Raw genomic sequence first — 17,477 nt, 5'->3', positions numbered from 1 at the left:
TTGCGCCCCGGAGGTGACCGGTGAACCGCGCGCTGACCCTGGACGACCTCGTCCTCGCCGGCATCGCCCTGGCCGCCGGCCTGGTGCTGGCCTTCCTGTCCCGCACGCTGCTGCGCTGGCTGGCCAAGCACGCGAAGCGGACCAAGTGGAGCGGTGACGACGTCATGGTGGACGCGCTGCGCACCGTCGTCCCCTGGGCGGCGATCGCGGCCGGCGCCGCATCGGCCGCCGCGGTGCTGCCGCTGACCCGCACCGTCCAGCACCACACCAACCAGATCCTCCAGGTGTGGCTGATCTTCGTGGTGACCCTGTCCGCGGCCCGGGTGGTCGCGGGCCTGGTTCGCTCGGTCACCCAGTCCCGCTCGGGCGTGGCGGGCTCGGCGACCATCTTCGTCAACATCACCCGGGTCCTGGTCCTGGCGATCGGCTTCCTGGTGGTGCTGCAGACGCTGGGCATCTCCATAGCGCCCCTGCTCACCGCCCTCGGCGTCGGCGGTCTGGCCGTCGCCCTCGCCCTCCAGGACACCCTCGCCAACCTCTTCGCAGGCATCCACATCCTCGCCTCCAAGACCGTCCAGCCGGGCGACTACATCCGGCTGAGCAGCGGCGAGGAGGGCTATGTGGTGGACATCAACTGGCGCCAGACGACGGTCCGCCAGCTGTCCAACAACCTGGTGGTCATCCCCAACGGCCAGCTCGCGAAGACCAACATGACCAACTTCACGCGCCCCGAGCAGCAGTTGACGATCCTGGTGCAGGTGGGCGTGAGCTACGACAGCGACCTGGACCACGTCGAGCGCGTCACGACCGAGGTCATCGCCGAGACCATGACCGAGATCACCGGCGCCCTCCCGGACCACGAGCCCGCGATCCGCTTCCACACCTTCGGGGACTCCCGCATCGGCTTCACGGTGATCCTCGGCGTCGGCGAGTTCAGCGACCAGTACCGCATCAAGCACGAGTTCATCAAGCGCCTGCACCGCCGCTACCGCGCGGAGGGCATCCGCATCCCGGCCCCGACCAGGACGGTGGCACTGCAGCAGGGCGCGGTGGTGATCCCGCAGCAGCGCAGCGGGGACGACGTGGTGCCGGGTCCGGCCCTGACCGACTAGTACGTGTCCCCGTCGCCGGCGTGGCAGCACGAGCCGCGCCGGAGGCCGCGGGCGACCTCCAGCCAGCCGGTGTCCGGGGGCGCGGGGTGGTCGCGGTGCCGGTGAGCATCTGTCAGGTCGCTCCGGCGGTGCGGGATGCCGTCGCGCACGACCAGCGGGGTGTCGACGAGGGTGGCGAAGTCGGTGAACGGGTCGCCGTTCACGACGGTCAGGTCGGCGATCCTGTCCTCCTGGACGGTGCCGAGGTCGCCGTCCAGGCCGAAGAGCCGGGCCGGCACGGTGGTGGCGCAGTGCAGGGCCTGCGCCACGGTGAACCCGTGGGCGTGCAGGGCGCGCAGGGCCAGGTGCAGGGACAGGCCGACGGGAACCAGCGGGGAGTCGGTGCCCAGGGCGAGTACGGCGCCCTGGGCGGCCAGCCGTCGGTAGCCGGCCATCTCCATGGCCAGGGCGCTCAGTTGCCGCGCGGTCGGGGCGGACCTGGCGCGTTCGCGGACGGCGGCGACGTCCCACGGCGGCATGAGCCGGACCACCCGTGGATCGTCGGCCAGCCCGGGATCGGCACCGAGGAGGCACTGCGCGGTGAACGGCGTGATGATCAGCGAGAAGGAGCCGTCGGCGTACTGCTCGACCAGATCCTGGTGGATGTGCCCGAGCGGGGTGGTGGCGTGCCCGTAGGGCAGACGCTGGGTGGCCTGCAGATGGGTCGTCAGGTCCTGCCCTGCCGCCCGGCCGGGCGCGCACAGGTGGCTGCCGCAGGGCACGCCCAGCCGGTGCGCGGCCTCGGCGGCCTGCGCCATGACCTGCCCCGAGGCGCGCACATACGTCTTGACGAAGTCGACGTCGAGGTCGGTGGCCCGCCGCAGGGTGCGGGTGACGCCGGCGCCGGTGCGGTGGGCCCGGCCCATGCTGTACGCGGTGCGGGAGCCGTCGACGAGTTCGGCGCAGGCGAGCTGACGCGGGCCCAGCGTGTGCCCGGTGGCGGCCGACTCGCGCAGCCGCACCGCCTCGTACAGCGGTCCGCCCAGGCCGGCGGTGGTGGTGATGCCGTAGGCGAGCGCGGTCAGGCCCTGCCGGCCGCCGTAGGTGGCGTGGTAGGGGTGGGTGTGGCTGTCGAACAGGCCGGGGACGACGGTCTGGCCGGAGGCGTCGACGGTGCGGTGACCCGGGCGGCGGGTGCGGTGGGGTTCGACGGCGGTGATGCGGGCGCCGCTGACGAGGATGTCGACGTCCTGGCGGGGAGCGGCCCCGGTGCCGTCCCACAGCTGCCCCGCGTGGATCCGCAGCCTCTCCTGGCGTTCCGCCGTAGCGGGGCGGTTGGTCAGACCGGCGGACAGGGTGCGCACGCCGTCGGCCGTGGAGCCCAGGGACATCAGGCGCAGCCGTCCGCAGGACAGATACAGCAGGGTGTGTGCGTCACCGGACCAGCTGGGGTGGTCGGCCGGCTCGTCGGTGAGTCGCCGGGCCGGACCCGTGGGCGTGCCGTCGGCACCGACGGGCAGCAGCCACAGGGCCGACTCGGCGACCAGGGCCATCCAGCGGCCGTCGGGTGACCACACCGGTCCGGCGGCGACGCGGTCCGACAGCGACTGGTGCGCGTCGGGCAGATGGCGTTTCTCGGCGCCGGTCATGGTGTCGATGACACGGATGAGGTGGTAGCCCTCGCGGAAGCGGTGGTTGAGCCGGTTGCGGTCGCAGAAGGCCACGTACCGGCCGTCGGGCGACCAGGTCGGGGCACCGGGCGGTCCGTCCGTGGCCAGCGGCCGGGCCAGCACCCGCTCCTGTCCGCTCGCCGCGTCCCGCAGCAGCAGGTTGCCCGCGACATCGTGGCAGGCCAGTCGGGAGCCGTCCGGGGACGGGGCCGGGTGCAGCCGCCCACCACCGGCCACCAGCCGTTCCCCGCCGTCCTCCAGACCGAGCCGGTACACCGCGGCCAGGCCGTCCCGGTCGGTGCAGTACAGCAGGCTGCGCCCGTCGGGCGCCCAGGCGGGCATCTGCACGTAGTGCGCCGGCTCGCCCTGGAGGAGTCTGCGCGGTGCGCCGTCGACGGGCAGCAGCCACAGCGCGTTCAGTGCCACGAACGCCACCTGCCTCCCGTCCGGCGACAGGGCCGGCAGGTGGATGCCGCGCACCGGATCCGGCGCCGGGGAGCCGAGGGCGCGGGTCCGGGGCCGCCACCGGGGCCGGGGCACGGACATGCGGGCGGTGAACGGAACGTCCGTCACGGAGGGTTCGGCCAGGGTACGGACGCGGATACGGCCGTCCGCGACGTACAGCAGCCGGTCCTCGTCCAGCCAGCACGGCGGGGCCGCCGCCAGGTCCTCGTCGGCCGTGACGACGTGTCCGTCGACCATGAGCGCCGCCCGCGTGGGCGGCAGGGACGCCGAGTCGCCCGCCCCGGACAGGTGCAGGTAGGCGATCCGCCCGGCCGGGGAGACGGACGGGCACAGCAGCCTGCCGTCCGCCACCGTGCGCACCGCCTCCGCCGTGCCGTCGGCGGCGGCCACCCGTACCAGGGCCCGGCCGCCGTCGTTCCCGCCGTCCGGCTGGTGCGCGGCCCGTACGCAGACCAGCGACCGCCCGTCCGGCCACCACGCCGGATCGAGGTCCTCGAAGTCCCCGCCGGTCAGCCGACGCAGCCGGCCGCTGTCCGCCTCCAGGGTCCACAGGCCGAACGAGGTGCCGCTCACCGGGTCGCCGCCGCGCTCGGAGGAGAAGGCGATGCGCGTCCCGTCCGGTGACCAGGACGCGCCGCGGTCGTCCCACGGCCCGTCGGTCAGTTGCCGCAGCTCGCTGCCGTCGGGACGCATCGACCACAGGTGGAAGGCGCCACCGCGGTACCCGCAGACCGCGAGCCGCGCGCCGTCCGGCGACAGCGCCGGGCGGGTCGCCTCCAGTGACCAGTCCGTCAGCTGCCGGGCCGTCCCGCCGGCGCGCGGGACGTGCCACAGGACTCCCTGCACCTCCGCGATCAGCACCGAGCCGTCCCGGCCGACGGTGACCGATCCACCGGTCGTCTCGCGGTAGGTGAGGATCCGCTCCCCGGCCCGCCGGTCCGCCGCGGGGGCCGCCGCCGGTGAGACGGCGGCGGCCACTCCGGCGGCGGAGGCACCCAGGAAACCCCGACGGCTGACGAAGCCCATGTGCTTGCCCTTCCCTCCCCATGAACGCCCGGTCCGACCGGTGAAACGAGCGGCCGGGCAGTTCGTGGCGGGGGTCAGGGGTGGTCAGAGCGTCGCGGAGTTCTCGTGCCAGTGGCCGCCGCGCCGGCTGTGCGGGGCCGCGAAGGACGAGCTGACCGGGTTGACCGTCCAGTCGGGGTGGCCGGGCATGCGCGGGGTCTTCGTGCCGTAGAGCCAGTCGCGCAGGAAGCCGGTCTGGTCCTGGCCGGAGACCTCCGAGGCGACGGCGATGTAGTCGTCCGTCGACGCCGAGGAGTTGCGGAAGCGGTCCAGGAAGGTGCGCTCGACGGCGTGGAAGACGTCCTCGCCGACCAGCTGCCGGAAGGCGTACAGGACGAGCACGCCACCCAGGTAGCGCTGGCTGTCGAAGAGGTTCACCTCGTTGGGCGCGGCCACCGGGCCCGAGTCGCGGCGCCACTGGTCGCCGCGCGCGTAGGTGTCCTTCATCCGGGCCTCCATGGTGGTGAGGCCCAGGGAGTCGGCCCAGCCGCGCTCGTAGCGGTAGAGCAGCCCGTAGAAGTCGGCGTGGCCCTCGTTCAGCCACAGGTCGGCCCAGGTGGCCGGGCTGACCAGGTTGCCGAACCAGGAGTGGACCAGCTCGTGCATCATGTGCGAGCCGATCTTCTTCTCCTCCTGGAGCAGGAAGTTCGGCTTGTACAGGGTGAGGGTCTGGGTCTCAAGACCGGTGAAGTCGAAGGCCTTCGGGTCGTCGGAGTTGCACGGCAGCAGGCCGTACGTCTCGAACGGGAAGGCACCCAGCCGCTCCTCCAGCCAGGTCACCAGGCCGGGGGTGAGCGCGAGGGCCGGCTCCAGGGCCGTGGCGCGCGCGGTGGGCACGACGTCGCGCAGCGGCAGGCCGTGCGGGCCCTCGCGGTCCTTGATCACATAGTCGCCGACCGTGATCTGGACGAGTTCGGTGGCGATCGGGGAGGCCGAGCGGTACGAGTACGCCGTACGGTCGCCGTCCACCTCCTCGACGTCGGTGAGCAGGCCGTTCGCGACACCGCGCACCCCGTTCGGGACGGTGACGCGGAAGCTGAAGTCCGCCTTGTCCGAGGGGTGGTCGTTGCACGGGAAGACGGTGTGCGCGGAGTTCGGCTGGGGGCAGATCGCGAAGCCGTCCGCGGTGGGCACCCAGGCGGTGTGCGCGAGGGTGCGGCGCGGGTCGGCGGAGTACGCGACGCGCACGGTCGCGACCGCCTTGGCCGGGAGCGGCCGGTCGGGCGTGACGCGCAGTTTCTCGTCGGCCTGCTCCCAGACGGCCGTGCGGCCCCCGACGCACACGGAGCGTATGTCCAGGCCGAGGGCGTCGAGGGAGAAGCGGCTCAGTGCCCGGGTGGTGCGGATCCGCAGGGTGGCGGTGGCGTCGACCAGCCTGGTCGTGGGGTCGTAGGCCAGGTCCAGGTGGTACGCCGACACGCGGTAGCCGTCGTTGCCGAGGGCCGGGAAGACGGGGTCGCCCAGGGTCTCCGGGCCCGGGTCCCCCGTACGCCTGCCCGGGGTGGCCCGGGCCGGGGAGCCCAGGGTCAGCGCAGCCGTCGTACCGATCAGGACGGCCGCCGGGGCCGTCACTCGGGTGCGATATCTCATCGTCCGCCTTCGCTCGGGCGGCCGGAGGGTCAGGGCCGGCCGCCGGTCAGTGGGCGATCGCGCGTGGTCAGCGAGCGATCGTTTGTCATGACCACAGAGACGGGGTAGCGGTTGCACCCGTGCGGCATGTTTTCCGGCCAGGACCCCTGTCGAGCCCAGCCCGATCACGAGATATCTTGATGTCGAGCAATGTTGCAGACGTGGAGCGGAGCACCCGGTGACTGACTCGACCATCTTCTACACCTACACAGACGAGGCCCCGGCCCTGGCGACGCATTCGTTCCTGCCGGTGATCCAGGCGTACGCCTCGCAGGCGGGTGTCGCCGTCGACACCCGGGACATCTCGCTGGCCGGACGCATCATCGCCCACTTCCCGGAGTACCTGAACGAGGACCAGCGCATCCCCGACGCGCTGGCCGAGCTGGGCGAGCTGGCCAAGACGCCCGAGGCCAACATCGTCAAGCTGCCGAACATCTCGGCGTCCATCCCGCAGCTGCGCGCCGCCGTCGCCGAGCTGCAGGGCAAGGGCTACGCGCTGCCGGACTACCCGGACGACCCGAAGACCGACGAGGAGCGCGAGATCCGCGCCCGCTACGACAAGGTCAAGGGCTCCGCCGTCAACCCGGTCCTGCGTGAGGGCAACTCCGACCGCCGCGCCCCCGCCTCGGTGAAGAACTACGCCAAGACCCACCCGCACCGCATGGGCGCCTGGACCTCCGAGTCCAAGACCAACGTGGCGACCATGGGCGAGAACGACTTCCGCTCCACCGAGAAGTCCGTGGTGATCTCCGAGGCCGGCGCCCTGAAGATCGAGCTGGTCGGCGAGGACGGCACCACCACCGTGCTGCGCGAGTCCGTACCGGTCCTGAAGGACGAGGTCGTCGACGCCTCCGTCCTGCACGTCGCCGAGCTGAACACCTTCCTCGCCGCGCAGGTCGCCCGCGCCAAGGAGGAGGGCGTCCTCTTCTCCGTGCACCTGAAGGCCACGATGATGAAGGTCTCCGACCCGATCATCTTCGGTCACGTGGTGCGCGCGTTCTTCCCGAAGACGTTCGCGAAGTACGGCGAGACGCTCGCCGCGGCCGGCCTGACCCCCAACGACGGTCTGGGCGGCATCCTCAAGGGCCTGGAGAGCCTGCCCGAGGGCGCCGAGATCAAGGCCTCCTTCGACGCCGAGCTGGCCGAGGGCCCGGCCCTCGCCATGGTCGACTCCGACAAGGGCATCACCAACCTGCACGTGCCCTCCGACGTCATCGTCGACGCCTCCATGCCGGCGATGATCCGCACCTCCGGCCACATGTGGGGCGCGGACGGCCAGGAGCACGACACCCTCGCGGTGATCCCGGACTCCTCCTACGCCGGTGTCTACCAGGCCGCCATCGACGACTGCCGCGCCCACGGCGCCTACGACCCGTCGACCATGGGCTCGGTCCCGAACGTCGGCCTGATGGCGCAGAAGGCCGAGGAGTACGGCTCCCACGACAAGACCTTCGAGATCCCGGCCGCGGGCACGGTCCGCGTCGTCGACCAGGCCGGCAACGTCCTGATCGAGCAGCCGGTCGGCAAGGGCGACATCTTCCGCGCCTGCCAGACCAAGGACGCCCCGATCCGCGACTGGGTCAAGCTGGCCGTCACCCGCGCCCGCGCCACCGGCGACCCGGCCGTGTTCTGGCTGGACGAGGGCCGCGCCCACGACGCCAACCTGATCGCCAAGGTGCGGCAGTACCTGCCGGAGCACGACACCGAGGGCCTGGACATCAAGATCCTCTCCCCGGTCGAGGCCACCAAGCTGTCGGTGGAGCGCATCCGCCGCGGCGAGAACACCATCTCGGTGACCGGCAACGTGCTGCGTGACTACCTGACCGACCTGTTCCCGATCCTGGAGCTGGGCACCAGCGCCAAGATGCTGTCGGTCGTCCCGCTGATGGCGGGCGGCGGTCTGTTCGAGACGGGCGCCGGCGGCTCCGCGCCGAAGCACGTCCAGCAGCTGGTCAAGGAGAACTACCTGCGCTGGGACTCGCTCGGTGAGTTCTTCGCCCTGGTGCCGGCCTTCGAGCAGTACGCGACGGCCACCGGCAACGCCCGCGCCAAGGTCCTCGCCGACACCCTCGACCGCGCCACGGCGACCTTCCTCAACGAGGACAAGTCCCCGACCCGTCGCGTCGGCGGCATCGACAACCGCGGCAGCCACTTCTTCCTGTCCCTGTACTGGGCGCAGGAGCTGGCCCAGCAGACCGACGACGCCGACCTGGCGAAGGCCTTCGCCCCGTTCGCCGAGACCCTCGCGGCGAACGAGCAGACGATCGTCGACGAGCTGCTCGCGGTCCAGGGCTCCCCGGCCGACATCGGCGGCTACTACCAGGTCGACAAGGCCAAGGCGGACGCGATCATGCGCCCGTCGGCCACCTGGAACGAGGCGCTCGCTTCCCTGAGCTGACACCTGCGGCCACCTGCGGCGCCTGAGCCGCAGCCGTGACCGAGACTCCGCCCCGGCCGGTACCCCCGGCCGGGGCGGAGTCATGTCCGGGGACCCCCTCGCCACTGCGCCGATGCCGCACAGGATTGCGGCAACATGTCGTATGTGACGGCCTCATGTCACGTTTCGTACAAGCCTGTTCGGTCCGCCGGCCACCGGGGCCTGGCGGGAGGGGACCCGCCCGGGCGGCGCCGGTGGTACGTCGCGGAGAAACCGCTGCCGTTGGAGGCGGGCGGTGAACTGCCCGAGGCGCGGCCGGCGTTCGAGACCTGGGGGCGGCTCGCGCCCGACCGCTCCAACGCCGTGCTGGTGTTGCACGCGCTCACCGGGGACAGCCATGTCTCCGGCCCCGCCGGGCCCGGCCATCCGCCCCCCGGCTCTATCCGCTCACCACTCCCGGGTGGCGATCAGATCCTCGGTGTCCGCGTCCTCGAAGCCGTAGGCCCGCGCGACGAACCGGAAGTCGCCGCCTATCTCCTCGCGGGCCACGGTCTCGATCTCGCTGTCGGCCGCCTCGAACTCGGCCTCCAGGGCGTTGAACTCCTCGGTGGCGGCGTGTGTGAGCCGGTAGAGCGCGGCCAGGTCCGCGGGCCGCTCCGCCTCGATGCGCTCGCACAGAGCGACCAGGATGGCCTTGCCCTTGTCCACGACGTGGTCCGGGAAGTACCCGTCCTTGTACAGGCCCTCCAGGAAGGGGTGTTCGGCCACCCGGGTGTTGCTGATCGGCATGCTCCCGCCCGCCCTCGCTCGGTGCTGGTGTGACACCTTGATCCTGCACCACGCCACTGACAACGCCCCTGGAGCAGCCCGTGCCCGAGTCCGCCCCCTCGTTCGAACTCCTCCCGGGTGCCGCCGAGTCGCCCGTGCTGCTGCATGTGCCGCATTCCGCGCGGGCGATTCCGCAGGACGTGCGGGAAGGGATCCTGCTGGACGACGCGGCGCTCGGGCTGGAGCTGGACCACATCACCGACGCGCACACCGCCCTGATCGCCGAGCGGGCGGCGGGGCTGGCCGGGGTCACCCCCTGGCGGTTCGTCAACCGGCTGTCGCGGCTGGTCGTGGACCCGGAGCGGTTCCCGGACGAGCGGGAGGAGATGCTCGCCGTGGGGATGGGGGCCGTGTACACGCGGACCGCGCACCGGGGCGAGCTGCGGGCCGCGGACACCGACCCCGAGCCCCTGGTCGAGCGGTACTTCCGGCCCTATGCGCGGGCGATGACCGAGGCGGTGGCCGGGCGGCTCGCCGCGACCGGGCGGGCGGTCGTGATCGATGTCCACTCCTACCCGAGCGAGGCGCTGCCGTACGAGCTGCACGGGACAGGGCCGCGGCCGCCCGTGTGCCTCGGCACGGACGCCTTCCACACGCCGGCGGAGCTGAGGGAGGCCGCGCGGAAGGCGTTCGCGGGGTGCGGGGAGACGGGGCTGGACAGTCCGTTCAGCGGGACCTATGTGCCGCTGGAGTACTACGGGCGGGACCGGCGGGTGAGCGCGCTGATGGTGGAGATCCGGCGGGACACGTACATGACCGAGCCGGGCGGGCCGGCCGGGCCGGGTCTGGAGCGGCTCGCCGGTGCGCTGGCCGCGCTCGTGAACGCCCTGTAGCCCTCCGGCCGGAGCACTCCCGCAGGACAGCGGGCGGGGCGCGTACGAGGCTGGGGGCATGCCGACCGAGGAGATCGCGCTCGGCGGACAGGCCGTGCCGCCCGTACCCGCACCTGGCCTTCGGCAACGGCCCGCACTACCGCACCGGCGCCGTCCTCGCCCGGCTGCGGACCGAGCTGCTGGTCGACATGCTGCTGGACCGGCTGCCCGGGCTGCGCCTCGCGGTGCCGCCCGAGCAGGTGCGCCGGCGGCACCGCACGATGATCCGCGGACCGCGGACGCAGCCCGTCACCTGGTGACCCGGTTCGGGACCCGGTGACCCGGTTCCGGACCTGGTGAGCCGGTTCAGGCCCGCAGCCACTCCGTGACGATCACCTCGCCGCCGGTCCGCAGCCGCAGGGCGAACGGGCCGGTGGGCGGCTGGTCGCTGGTGAAGCGGCCCAGGGTGTCGACCGTGACCGGGCGGGTCGTCTGCGGGCCGCCCAGCACCTCGATGCGCGCCGACTGCGGCGGCAGCACCTGGCCGATCAGCCCCTCCCCGGTGACCTCGACGTCGACGGTCAGTTCGCCCGCGCGGAAGGTCAGCATCCGCGGGGCCTCCGGCACTCCCCTGACCGGCAGCGCGTCCACCAGCGAGTCGAAGGTCAGCTCGGCGATCCGGGCGTCCAGGTCGTGCAACGCGTAGGCTTCGAGCGCCAGTTGGCGCAGCCCGACGGGGACGGGGTCCAGGACGGCGGCCGCCTGGCGCAGCTCCTCCTCCAGCAGATCGCCGTCGAACCCGGCGTCGTCGAAGTCCTCTTCGGGAAATCCGTTCCCGTGCATGTCACTCATGCCGCCCCCCGTGCGTCCAACCGGGCCCGCAGCCGGCGCAGGCAGCGCTGGCGCAGGGGCCCGATGCTGCCGACCGCGATACCGAGCGCGGCCGACACCTCCAGATAGCTCGGCGGCGGCGAGGCGATCAGCACCCGCAGCAGCTGCCTGCACCGCTCGCCGAGTGCCTCGAACTCCTGCCACAGCCGGCGGATCCGCTCGGCCTGGTCCGCCTCTTCTTCGGCGTCGATCAGGGTCTGCTCCGGGGTCCGCTCCTCGCTCGCCCGGTCCAGCACCTGCGGATCGTCGGTCAGCGTCAGCCGCGTCAGCCCTTTGAGCACCTTCAGGCACTCGTGCCGGGCCGTGCTGGCGAGCCAGGAGCCCGCCTTGTCGGGCTCCCGGAGACGGCCGAGGTGCTGGGCGAAGCGGAACCACGTGGTCTGGTAGACCTCGTGCCCGTCGGCGTCCGAGAGCCGGTGTGCGCGCACCACCGACCACACCAGCGGACTCATCCCTTCCACCAGCGCCTTCCAGGCCGCGGCGTCGCCGTCGACGGCAGACCGGACCAGCGCCCCGACCTCTGTACGGTCCACGGCTCCACCCCTCGTGTACGGCAGGTCATCGTACGCCGTGGAGCGGAGGGTTCCGGACCTCATGCGGGCCGGGCCGGGATCGCGACGGGAACCGGGCGCCAGGTGGGCGGCCGCAGCGCCGGAACGTGCGCCCCGCGCACCTCGGCGGATTCCGTGAGGGAGCCGAGCAGTTGTGCGCGGGCCGCGCGCGGGTCGCGCTCCTTGTGCGCCGTCATGTGGGCGGCGACGAGCGCGGCGACGGCCGGGGTGGCGAAGGAGGTGCCGCTCCACTGCGCGAGGCCGTCGAACATCACCTGGTCGGGCTTGGCCGCGGTGTTCTCGCCCGCCTCGCTCAGCACGCCCGTGTGGCGGGGGTACTGGCAGGTGCAGGCGTAGGTGCAGCCGAAGCGGCAGGCGTCGTAGGTGGAGTGCTGGTAGACGTACGGCACGGGGATGTCGAAGCCGGTGAGGGCACTGGTCAGGCGCTCGCCCGGGGCGTAGACCTGCACCCAGGGGCCGTGGTTGCTGAAGCAGGCGCCCGACTCGCCGTCCCCGCGCAGCGCGCCGACCGACAGCACGCTGTCCGCGTACTCCGGCAGGGCCGCGTAGGCGGCCGGCCAGAACGGGGTGTCGCTGCCGTTGTTGCCCGCGGCGGCCACCAGCAGCGTGCGCTGCTCGCGGAGTTCGCGCATGAACGCCTCGAGGCCGATCAGGCCCTCACCGGAGCCCGTGGAGGTGCCGGCGGAGAGGCTGAGGATGTCGGGCCAGCCGCCCTGGTCGACGGCCTCGAACAGCTTCGCGCCGAACTCCGACTCCAGGATGGCGCCCACGTCGTCGAGCGTGCCCCGCACGGTGACGTCGGTGTTGGGTGCGACGGCCGCGACGATCCCGGCGATGAACGTGCCGTGGCCGACGTACTGGTGGAGCACTCCGTCGGCGCCGGTCTCGGTCACCTGCGGGTCGCCGGTGGTGTGGGCGAGCAGAGAGTAGGACCGGTAGTCGTGCACCAGACCGGTGTCGATGACGAGGACGGCGACGGCGGTGTCCGGGTCGTGGCGGCCCTCCTGCGCCGCCGGGTTGGGCGGCTCGCTGCGCGGCGCGGGCACGGGCTCGTCGCCGGGGCAGGCGTTGACCGGGGCGATGTGGATCACGTGGTTGCGGCGGACCAGCCGGCGCCCCTGGCGTCCCTCGGCCTCCCGGAGGGCGCGCAGGGCGTGCGGGACGACGTCGTCGCCCTGGGCGGGGTCGCCGACCTGGATGCGGGTGACGCCGGTGCGGTTGGTCTCCGGGCCGGCCCGGCGCACATGGTCGGCGACCAGGCCCCGGGTGTCGGTGAAGTGGGTGCGCACGGTGTCCTCGACCAGGCGGGCCTCCTCGCCGTCGCGGGCGAGGACGACGCCCTTCTCGTAGAGGAAGTGCGCGTCGTCGTCCGGGCCCATGGCCAGGGGAACGTCGGGCATCGAGCCCTGGATGTGGTGGAACTGCTCGTGGAATCGCTGTGGTGCCATGGTGTGTCCTCCCCCTGAGGCGGTGCTCCGACAGTCAGAGTCGCCCGACGACCGATTGATACAGCCCGCAAGTACGTGCGGTACAGCCCGAGGAGACCACGGAGAACCCGTGTGACGGGTTTGCCCAGGCCACTACCATGCGAGGGGTGACAGCGGGAAGCGAGTCGGTCCTCGAGCTGCTGCCCATGGTGTTCGCCGATCCGGGCGAGGCCAGGGCACGCGCGGATCAGGTACTGCACACCGATCCGTCGCCGCTGCACGCCAGCGTCGCCCATCAGGTACTCGGCATCTGGCAGCGGGACTTCGGCGATCTGAGGATCGCCCTGCGGCATCTGCGCAGGGCCCGGGACCTCGCCGCGCGCGCCGAGTCGGCCGAGCGGGAGGCGGACGTGCTCGCCACGCTCGGGGTCGCACTGGTGCACGCGGGGCGCACGCGGCAGGGGCTGGCGTCGTTCGAGCAGGGTGTCGCGCGGGGCAGCGGACACACCAGGGCACGGGTGCTGTACCGGCGGGCCTATGTGTGGTGGGTGCTGGGGCATCACCGGGAGTCCCTGGAGGACGTACGGCGGGCGCTTCCGGTGCTGCGGCACGCCGGCGACGGCATCTGGACCGCGCGGGCGCTGACCCTGCGGGCCACGGTGCATCTGGCGCAGGGCGCGGTGGACCGGGCGGTCGCGGACTTCACGGCCGCCGAGCGGCTGTGGGAGACCACCGGCCAGGAGCACGACAAGGCGGATGCGGTGGAGAGCCGGGGCCTGGCCGCGTTCCGGTCCGGGGACATCCCGGCGGCGCTGCGGCTGCTGGACGAGGCCGAGGAGCGGTACGGCAAGCTCGGCACGCCCACGTTCATGCTGTCCATCCGGCGGTGTGAGGTGCTGATGGCGGCGGGACTCGCCCCGGAGGCGCTGGCGGAGGCGGACACCGCGATCGCGCTGCTGGACCGGATGGGCGGGCAGTCCACCCGCAAGGCCGAGCTGCTGCTGGCGGCCGCGCGGGCCGCCCGGTCGGCCGGGGACCCGGACACCGCCATCGCCCGCGCCGCCCATGCCGTACGGCTGTTCGCGGGACAGCGGCGGACCTGGTGGGAGACGCATGCCCGGCTGGTGCTCATCGAGGCGCGGGCGGCGGCCGGGCGCCGGTCGGGGCGGCTCGTCGCGGACGCGGCGGCGGTCGCCGAGCGGCTGGCCTCCTTCGGGTCGCCCGCGGCGCCCGAGGCCTCCCTGCTCGCCGGCCGGATCGCGCTCGCCCTCGGCCGGACGGTTGACGCGGAGCGGCACCTGGCGGTGGCCGCGCGCAGCCGGCACGGCGGTCCGCCGCCGGCCCGGGTCACGGGCTGGGCCGCGCAGGCGCTGCGGGCCCGGGCGGCGGGTTCCGGGCGCGGTGTGCTGGAGGCCTGCCGGCGCGGCCTGGACGTCCTCGACGACCACCGGATGACGCTCGGCGCCTCCGAGCTGCGGGCCCGCGCCACCGCGCAGGGCGCCGAACTGGCCGCGCTCGCCCAGGAGGCGAGCTTCGAGAACGGTGGTCCGCGGCGGCTGCTGGAGTGGAGCGAGCGCTGGCGGGCGACCGTGCTGTCCGCGCCGCCCACCCGGCCGCCCGCCGACCCCGCGCTGCTCGGCAGCCTCACCGCCTACCGGGAGATAGCGGCCCGGGCGGAGGAAGCCCGCAGGGAGGGCCGCCCGATCCCGGCACTGGAGCGCGAACAGCGGCGGCTGGAACGGGAGATCCGTTCCCGAACCCATCACACGCGCGGCGACGGACCGGGCGAGGGCGACCGCTTCGACGCGGGCCGCCTGCTGGACCGGCTGGGCGAGGCGCGGCTGGTCGAACTCGCCGTCGTGGACGGTCAGGTGCACATCCTGCTCTGCGGGCAGGGCCGGGTACGGCGGTTCCCGGGCGGCGCGCTCGCGGAGGCGGTGGCGGAGGCCGAGCACGTGCAGGCCGGGCTACGACGGCTCGCGCACCCCGGAGGCGAGGCCCGGCTGCCGCTGGTGGAGGCGGCGGGACAGCGCCTGCAGGAGCTGCTGCTGGGCGGTGCCGTACCGCACCTCGGGTCAGGTCCGGTGGTGATCGTGCCGCCCGGCGCGCTGCACCGGGTGCCGTGGGCGCTGCTGCCCGCGCTGCGGGAGCGGGTGCTCAGCGTGTCGCCGTCCGCGGGCAGTTGGCTGCGGGCCCGGGAGACCGAGCCGCCGTCCGGCGGCCGGCACGTCCTGGTGCGCGGCCCCGGCCTCGCCACGGGTGGCGCGGAGGTGCCCGAACTGGCTGACCGCTACGGCACGGCGACGGTCCTGGAGGGCGAGGCGGCGCAGGTCCCCCAGGTGCTGGAGGACCTGGACGGTGCGGCCCTCGCGCACCTGGCCGCGCACGGCACGTTCCGCGCCGACAGCCCGCTGTTCTCGGCCCTGCGGATGGCGGACGGCCCGCTGATCGTGCACGACTTCGAGCGCCTGGCCCGCAGCCCGTACCGGATCATCCTCTCCAGCTGCGACACCGCCCGCCTCGCCTCGGTCGGCGCCGACGAACTCCTCGGCCTGGTCACCGCGTTGCTCCCGCTGGGCACGGCGGGGGTCGTGGCGAGCAGCGCGCCGGTCAACGACGCCGCGGTGGTCCCCCTGATGGTCGCCCTCCACAAGGGCCTCGACGCGGGCCTGAGCCTGGCCGAGGCCCTGCGCGACGCCCGCGCCGCCCAGCCCGGCGACCCGGTCCACCAGGCGACGGGATGGGCGTTCGCGGCGTTCGGGGCGGCGTGAGTGCGTCCGGTGCGGGGCTCGCCTCAGGCCGGTTCCGCCTCCGGCAGATCCGTGAGCCACGGCAGGGCCCCGCGGTCGCTGGCACCGAGCCGCGTGTAGGCGCTGTACAGGTGGTTGCCGACGGTACGGACCGACAGCGTCAGCCTCTCGGCGATCTGCCGGTTGCTCAGGCCCGCCGCCGCGAGGGTGACGATCTGCCGTTGGCGCGCGGTGAGTTCGCCGAGGACGAGTCCGGACAGCGCCGGGGTGCGGGCACCCTGGCAGCGGCGGGCCAGCGCGACCGCACGGGTCCGGGAGAGCCGGGCGGCGCGCGGATCGCGGTGGGCGCGCACGGCCTGCGCGTGTGCCTCGGCCGCGAACAGCAGGAAGCCGCGCCCCTCCAGTGCCTCGGCGACCCGGTCCAGCGCGGGCCCGTCACCCCGGGCGAGCGCGTCGGCGTGCTGCCCGAACACCCCGTCGCCCGGGAGCCGCCCCGCGGCCCGCTCGGGCGCACCGAGGCGTACGGCGTCGTAGTGCGCGAACACATCGTCCCCGGCGATCCCGGCCAGGGCGGAATCGAGGTCGCCGCGGGCCGCCGCGGCCCACACACCGCCTGCCGTCATCTCGCCCAGCTGCCCGGCGATTAAGTCGAGTTCCGTACCGCAGTCCGCGTCGTCCGGGGCCGCCCGCAGCCCCTCCCGCGCCCACGCCGCCGCTTCTCGCAGCTCCCCCCGCAGCCGGGCGTACCGAGCCCGAACGACCGCGTACCGGGCGGGGACGGGCAGCCCCTCGGACAGCAGCCAGTCCCCCACCGGCGTCGGTACGGCCCGCACGTCCTGCAGCGCCAACCCGCGCTCCAGTGAAGCCTGTTCGGCCTCCAGCGCCGGACCGCACCGGTCGGGTGTGCGGGCCAGCCGCCGGGCCCGCAGCCGGCCGGCGGTGGCGCGCAGGGCCGGGCCGTGCAGGGGGTGGGCCAGGGTGACGGAGCCCTCGTCGTCGACCTCGATCAGGCCGTTCGCCTCCAGGCGTTCGAGGACGTCCAGGTCCAGCTCGTCCAGGGCGAGCGGCAGGGGCTCGGCGAAGGCGAGCCGGTCGAGTGTCTCGCGCTCGTCGCCGTCGGGCCGCTCCAGGGCGGGGGCGAGGCGGTCGCGGACGCTCTCGGTGACCGGGACCGGGCCGCGCCACGCCCACTCGTCGCCGCCCGGGACGCGGGCCAGTCCGCCGGACTGGCGCAGCGCGCCCAGCAGGTCGCGCAGCAGCCGCAGATCCCCCTGGCACATCCGGTGCAGCCGTCCCATGGTGAGCGGCTCCAGACCGGCCGCGGCGAGCAGTTGGGCGGCGTCCTGGCGGGGCAGCGGCTCCAGCGTCAGACGGGGCAGCAGCTCCCCCGTCCACAGCCGGGCCACCGCGCCCGGCGCCGGTACCCCGTCCGTGGCCGCCACGGCCAGGCGGGTGCGTCCGTGCACGGCGAGCTGGTGGACGAGCGCGGCGGAGGCCTCGTCCAGCAGATGGGCGTCGTCGACGACGAGGAGCCGTACGCCGGACAGGAGGTGCACCGCCCGGTGCAGCGAGACGGTGTCGGGCAGCAGGTGCGCGAAGGCGGCGAAGCGCAGTCCACGGGTCTCGGGCGTCCCGGTCACCCGGGCGCAGTCCGTGCCCCGGACCGCCTCCGTGATCAGCCGGGTCTTGCCGCAGCCCACCGGTCCGGTCACCACGATGCCGGGCCGTCCGGCCGCCAACGACCTGCGCACCAGCTCCAGTTCGTCCTCCCGGCCGGTGAACGGCCAGGGCAGTTCGAGCGTCTTCGCGTCCTGCTCGTAAGTCGTCACTCCAAATGGAGCGCGACTACTCAGGTTTGATACAGGGCGACTTGAGTAGACCCCGACTCAGGCGTCCGGCC

The 17,477-nt window shown here is 73.6% G+C and carries 11 protein-coding genes and 2 pseudogenes; 6 read left to right on the top strand and 7 right to left on the bottom strand.

Annotated elements, in window-relative coordinates:
• The first annotated feature begins 20 nt into the window (after nt 1-20).
• Nucleotides 21-1,112, top strand: a complete 1,092-nt coding sequence (locus tag BEK98_RS18250) for a mechanosensitive ion channel family protein (RefSeq protein ID WP_167444202.1) — start codon at nt 21-23, stop codon at nt 1,110-1,112.
• Here BEK98_RS18250 and BEK98_RS18245 read toward each other — a convergent pair.
• Together BEK98_RS18245 and BEK98_RS18240 are read right to left on the bottom strand one after the other, a co-directional pair.
• A complete protein-coding gene (locus tag BEK98_RS18245) occupies nt 1,109-4,252 on the bottom strand; it encodes an amidohydrolase family protein (protein ID WP_094217615.1) in 3,144 nt (1,047 codons plus the stop codon). The two genes, BEK98_RS18250 and BEK98_RS18245, sit on opposite strands and share 4 nt — an antisense overlap.
• 84 nt (nt 4,253-4,336) lie before the next feature.
• Nucleotides 4,337-5,881 carry a M1 family metallopeptidase gene (locus BEK98_RS18240; RefSeq protein WP_094217614.1) on the bottom strand — a complete coding sequence of 515 codons (1,545 nt, stop codon included), beginning with the start codon at nt 5,879-5,881 and terminating at the stop codon, nt 4,337-4,339.
• Nucleotides 5,882-6,098: 217 nt separating this feature from the next.
• Here BEK98_RS18240 and BEK98_RS18235 point away from each other — a divergent pair, with 217 nt between their 5' ends.
• Together BEK98_RS18235 and BEK98_RS50030 are read left to right on the top strand one after the other, a co-directional pair.
• Nucleotides 6,099-8,318, top strand: coding sequence for an NADP-dependent isocitrate dehydrogenase (locus tag BEK98_RS18235; RefSeq protein ID WP_094217613.1), 2,220 nt, complete (start codon nt 6,099-6,101; stop codon nt 8,316-8,318).
• 175 nt (nt 8,319-8,493) lie between these two features.
• Nucleotides 8,494-8,735, top strand: a pseudogene (locus tag BEK98_RS50030) (homoserine O-acetyltransferase); the annotation flags it as partial.
• Nucleotides 8,736-8,744: 9 nt separating this feature from the next.
• Here the strand turns inward: BEK98_RS50030 and BEK98_RS18225 are convergent.
• Nucleotides 8,745-9,086, bottom strand: coding sequence for a DUF5713 family protein (locus BEK98_RS18225; protein WP_094217612.1), 342 nt, complete (start codon nt 9,084-9,086; stop codon nt 8,745-8,747).
• Between the two features lie 80 nt (nt 9,087-9,166).
• Here BEK98_RS18225 and BEK98_RS18220 point away from each other — a divergent pair, with 80 nt between their 5' ends.
• Nucleotides 9,167-9,958, top strand: a complete 792-nt coding sequence (locus tag BEK98_RS18220; protein ID WP_094217611.1) for an N-formylglutamate amidohydrolase — start codon at nt 9,167-9,169, stop codon at nt 9,956-9,958.
• A gap of 101 nt (nt 9,959-10,059) precedes the next feature.
• Nucleotides 10,060-10,257: pseudogene (locus BEK98_RS18215) on the top strand (cytochrome P450); the annotation flags it as partial.
• 46 nt (nt 10,258-10,303) lie between these two features.
• Here BEK98_RS18215 and BEK98_RS18210 read toward each other — a convergent pair.
• From BEK98_RS18210 to BEK98_RS18200, 3 genes are read right to left on the bottom strand one after another with little or no spacing between them, the layout of a single operon-like run.
• Complete coding sequence (locus BEK98_RS18210; RefSeq protein ID WP_094217610.1) at nt 10,304-10,780, bottom strand: hypothetical protein; 477 nt, start codon at nt 10,778-10,780, stop codon at nt 10,304-10,306.
• A 5-nt stretch (nt 10,781-10,785) separates the two neighbouring features.
• The gene (locus tag BEK98_RS18205) at nt 10,786-11,424 is read right to left on the bottom strand and encodes an RNA polymerase sigma factor (protein WP_179852027.1); all 639 of its coding nucleotides are present in this window, start codon (nt 11,422-11,424) and stop codon (nt 10,786-10,788) included.
• Entirely contained in the window at nt 11,421-12,848 is a 1,428-nt protein-coding gene (locus tag BEK98_RS18200; RefSeq protein ID WP_094217608.1) for a S8/S53 family peptidase, read from the bottom strand. The genes BEK98_RS18205 and BEK98_RS18200 overlap by 4 nt, the downstream gene beginning before the upstream one ends.
• A gap of 146 nt (nt 12,849-12,994) precedes the next feature.
• Between BEK98_RS18200 and BEK98_RS18195 the strand changes: the two genes are divergently transcribed.
• Nucleotides 12,995-15,598, top strand: a complete 2,604-nt coding sequence (locus BEK98_RS18195; protein WP_167444201.1) for a CHAT domain-containing protein — start codon at nt 12,995-12,997, stop codon at nt 15,596-15,598.
• A 23-nt stretch (nt 15,599-15,621) separates the two neighbouring features.
• Here the strand turns inward: BEK98_RS18195 and BEK98_RS18190 are convergent, their stop codons facing one another.
• Nucleotides 15,622-17,406 carry a LuxR family transcriptional regulator AbsR2 gene (locus BEK98_RS18190; RefSeq protein WP_094217606.1) on the bottom strand — a complete coding sequence of 595 codons (1,785 nt, stop codon included), beginning with the start codon at nt 17,404-17,406 and terminating at the stop codon, nt 15,622-15,624.
• Nucleotides 17,407-17,477: the final 71 nt, after the last annotated feature.

Source organism: Streptomyces diastatochromogenes (genome assembly GCF_002242805.1).
GTDB classification, from domain to species: Bacteria; Actinomycetota; Actinomycetes; order Streptomycetales; family Streptomycetaceae; genus Streptomyces; species Streptomyces diastatochromogenes.
The sequence above is the reverse complement of the archived record's forward strand: the minus strand, read 5'-3'. Positions and strand labels throughout refer to the sequence as shown.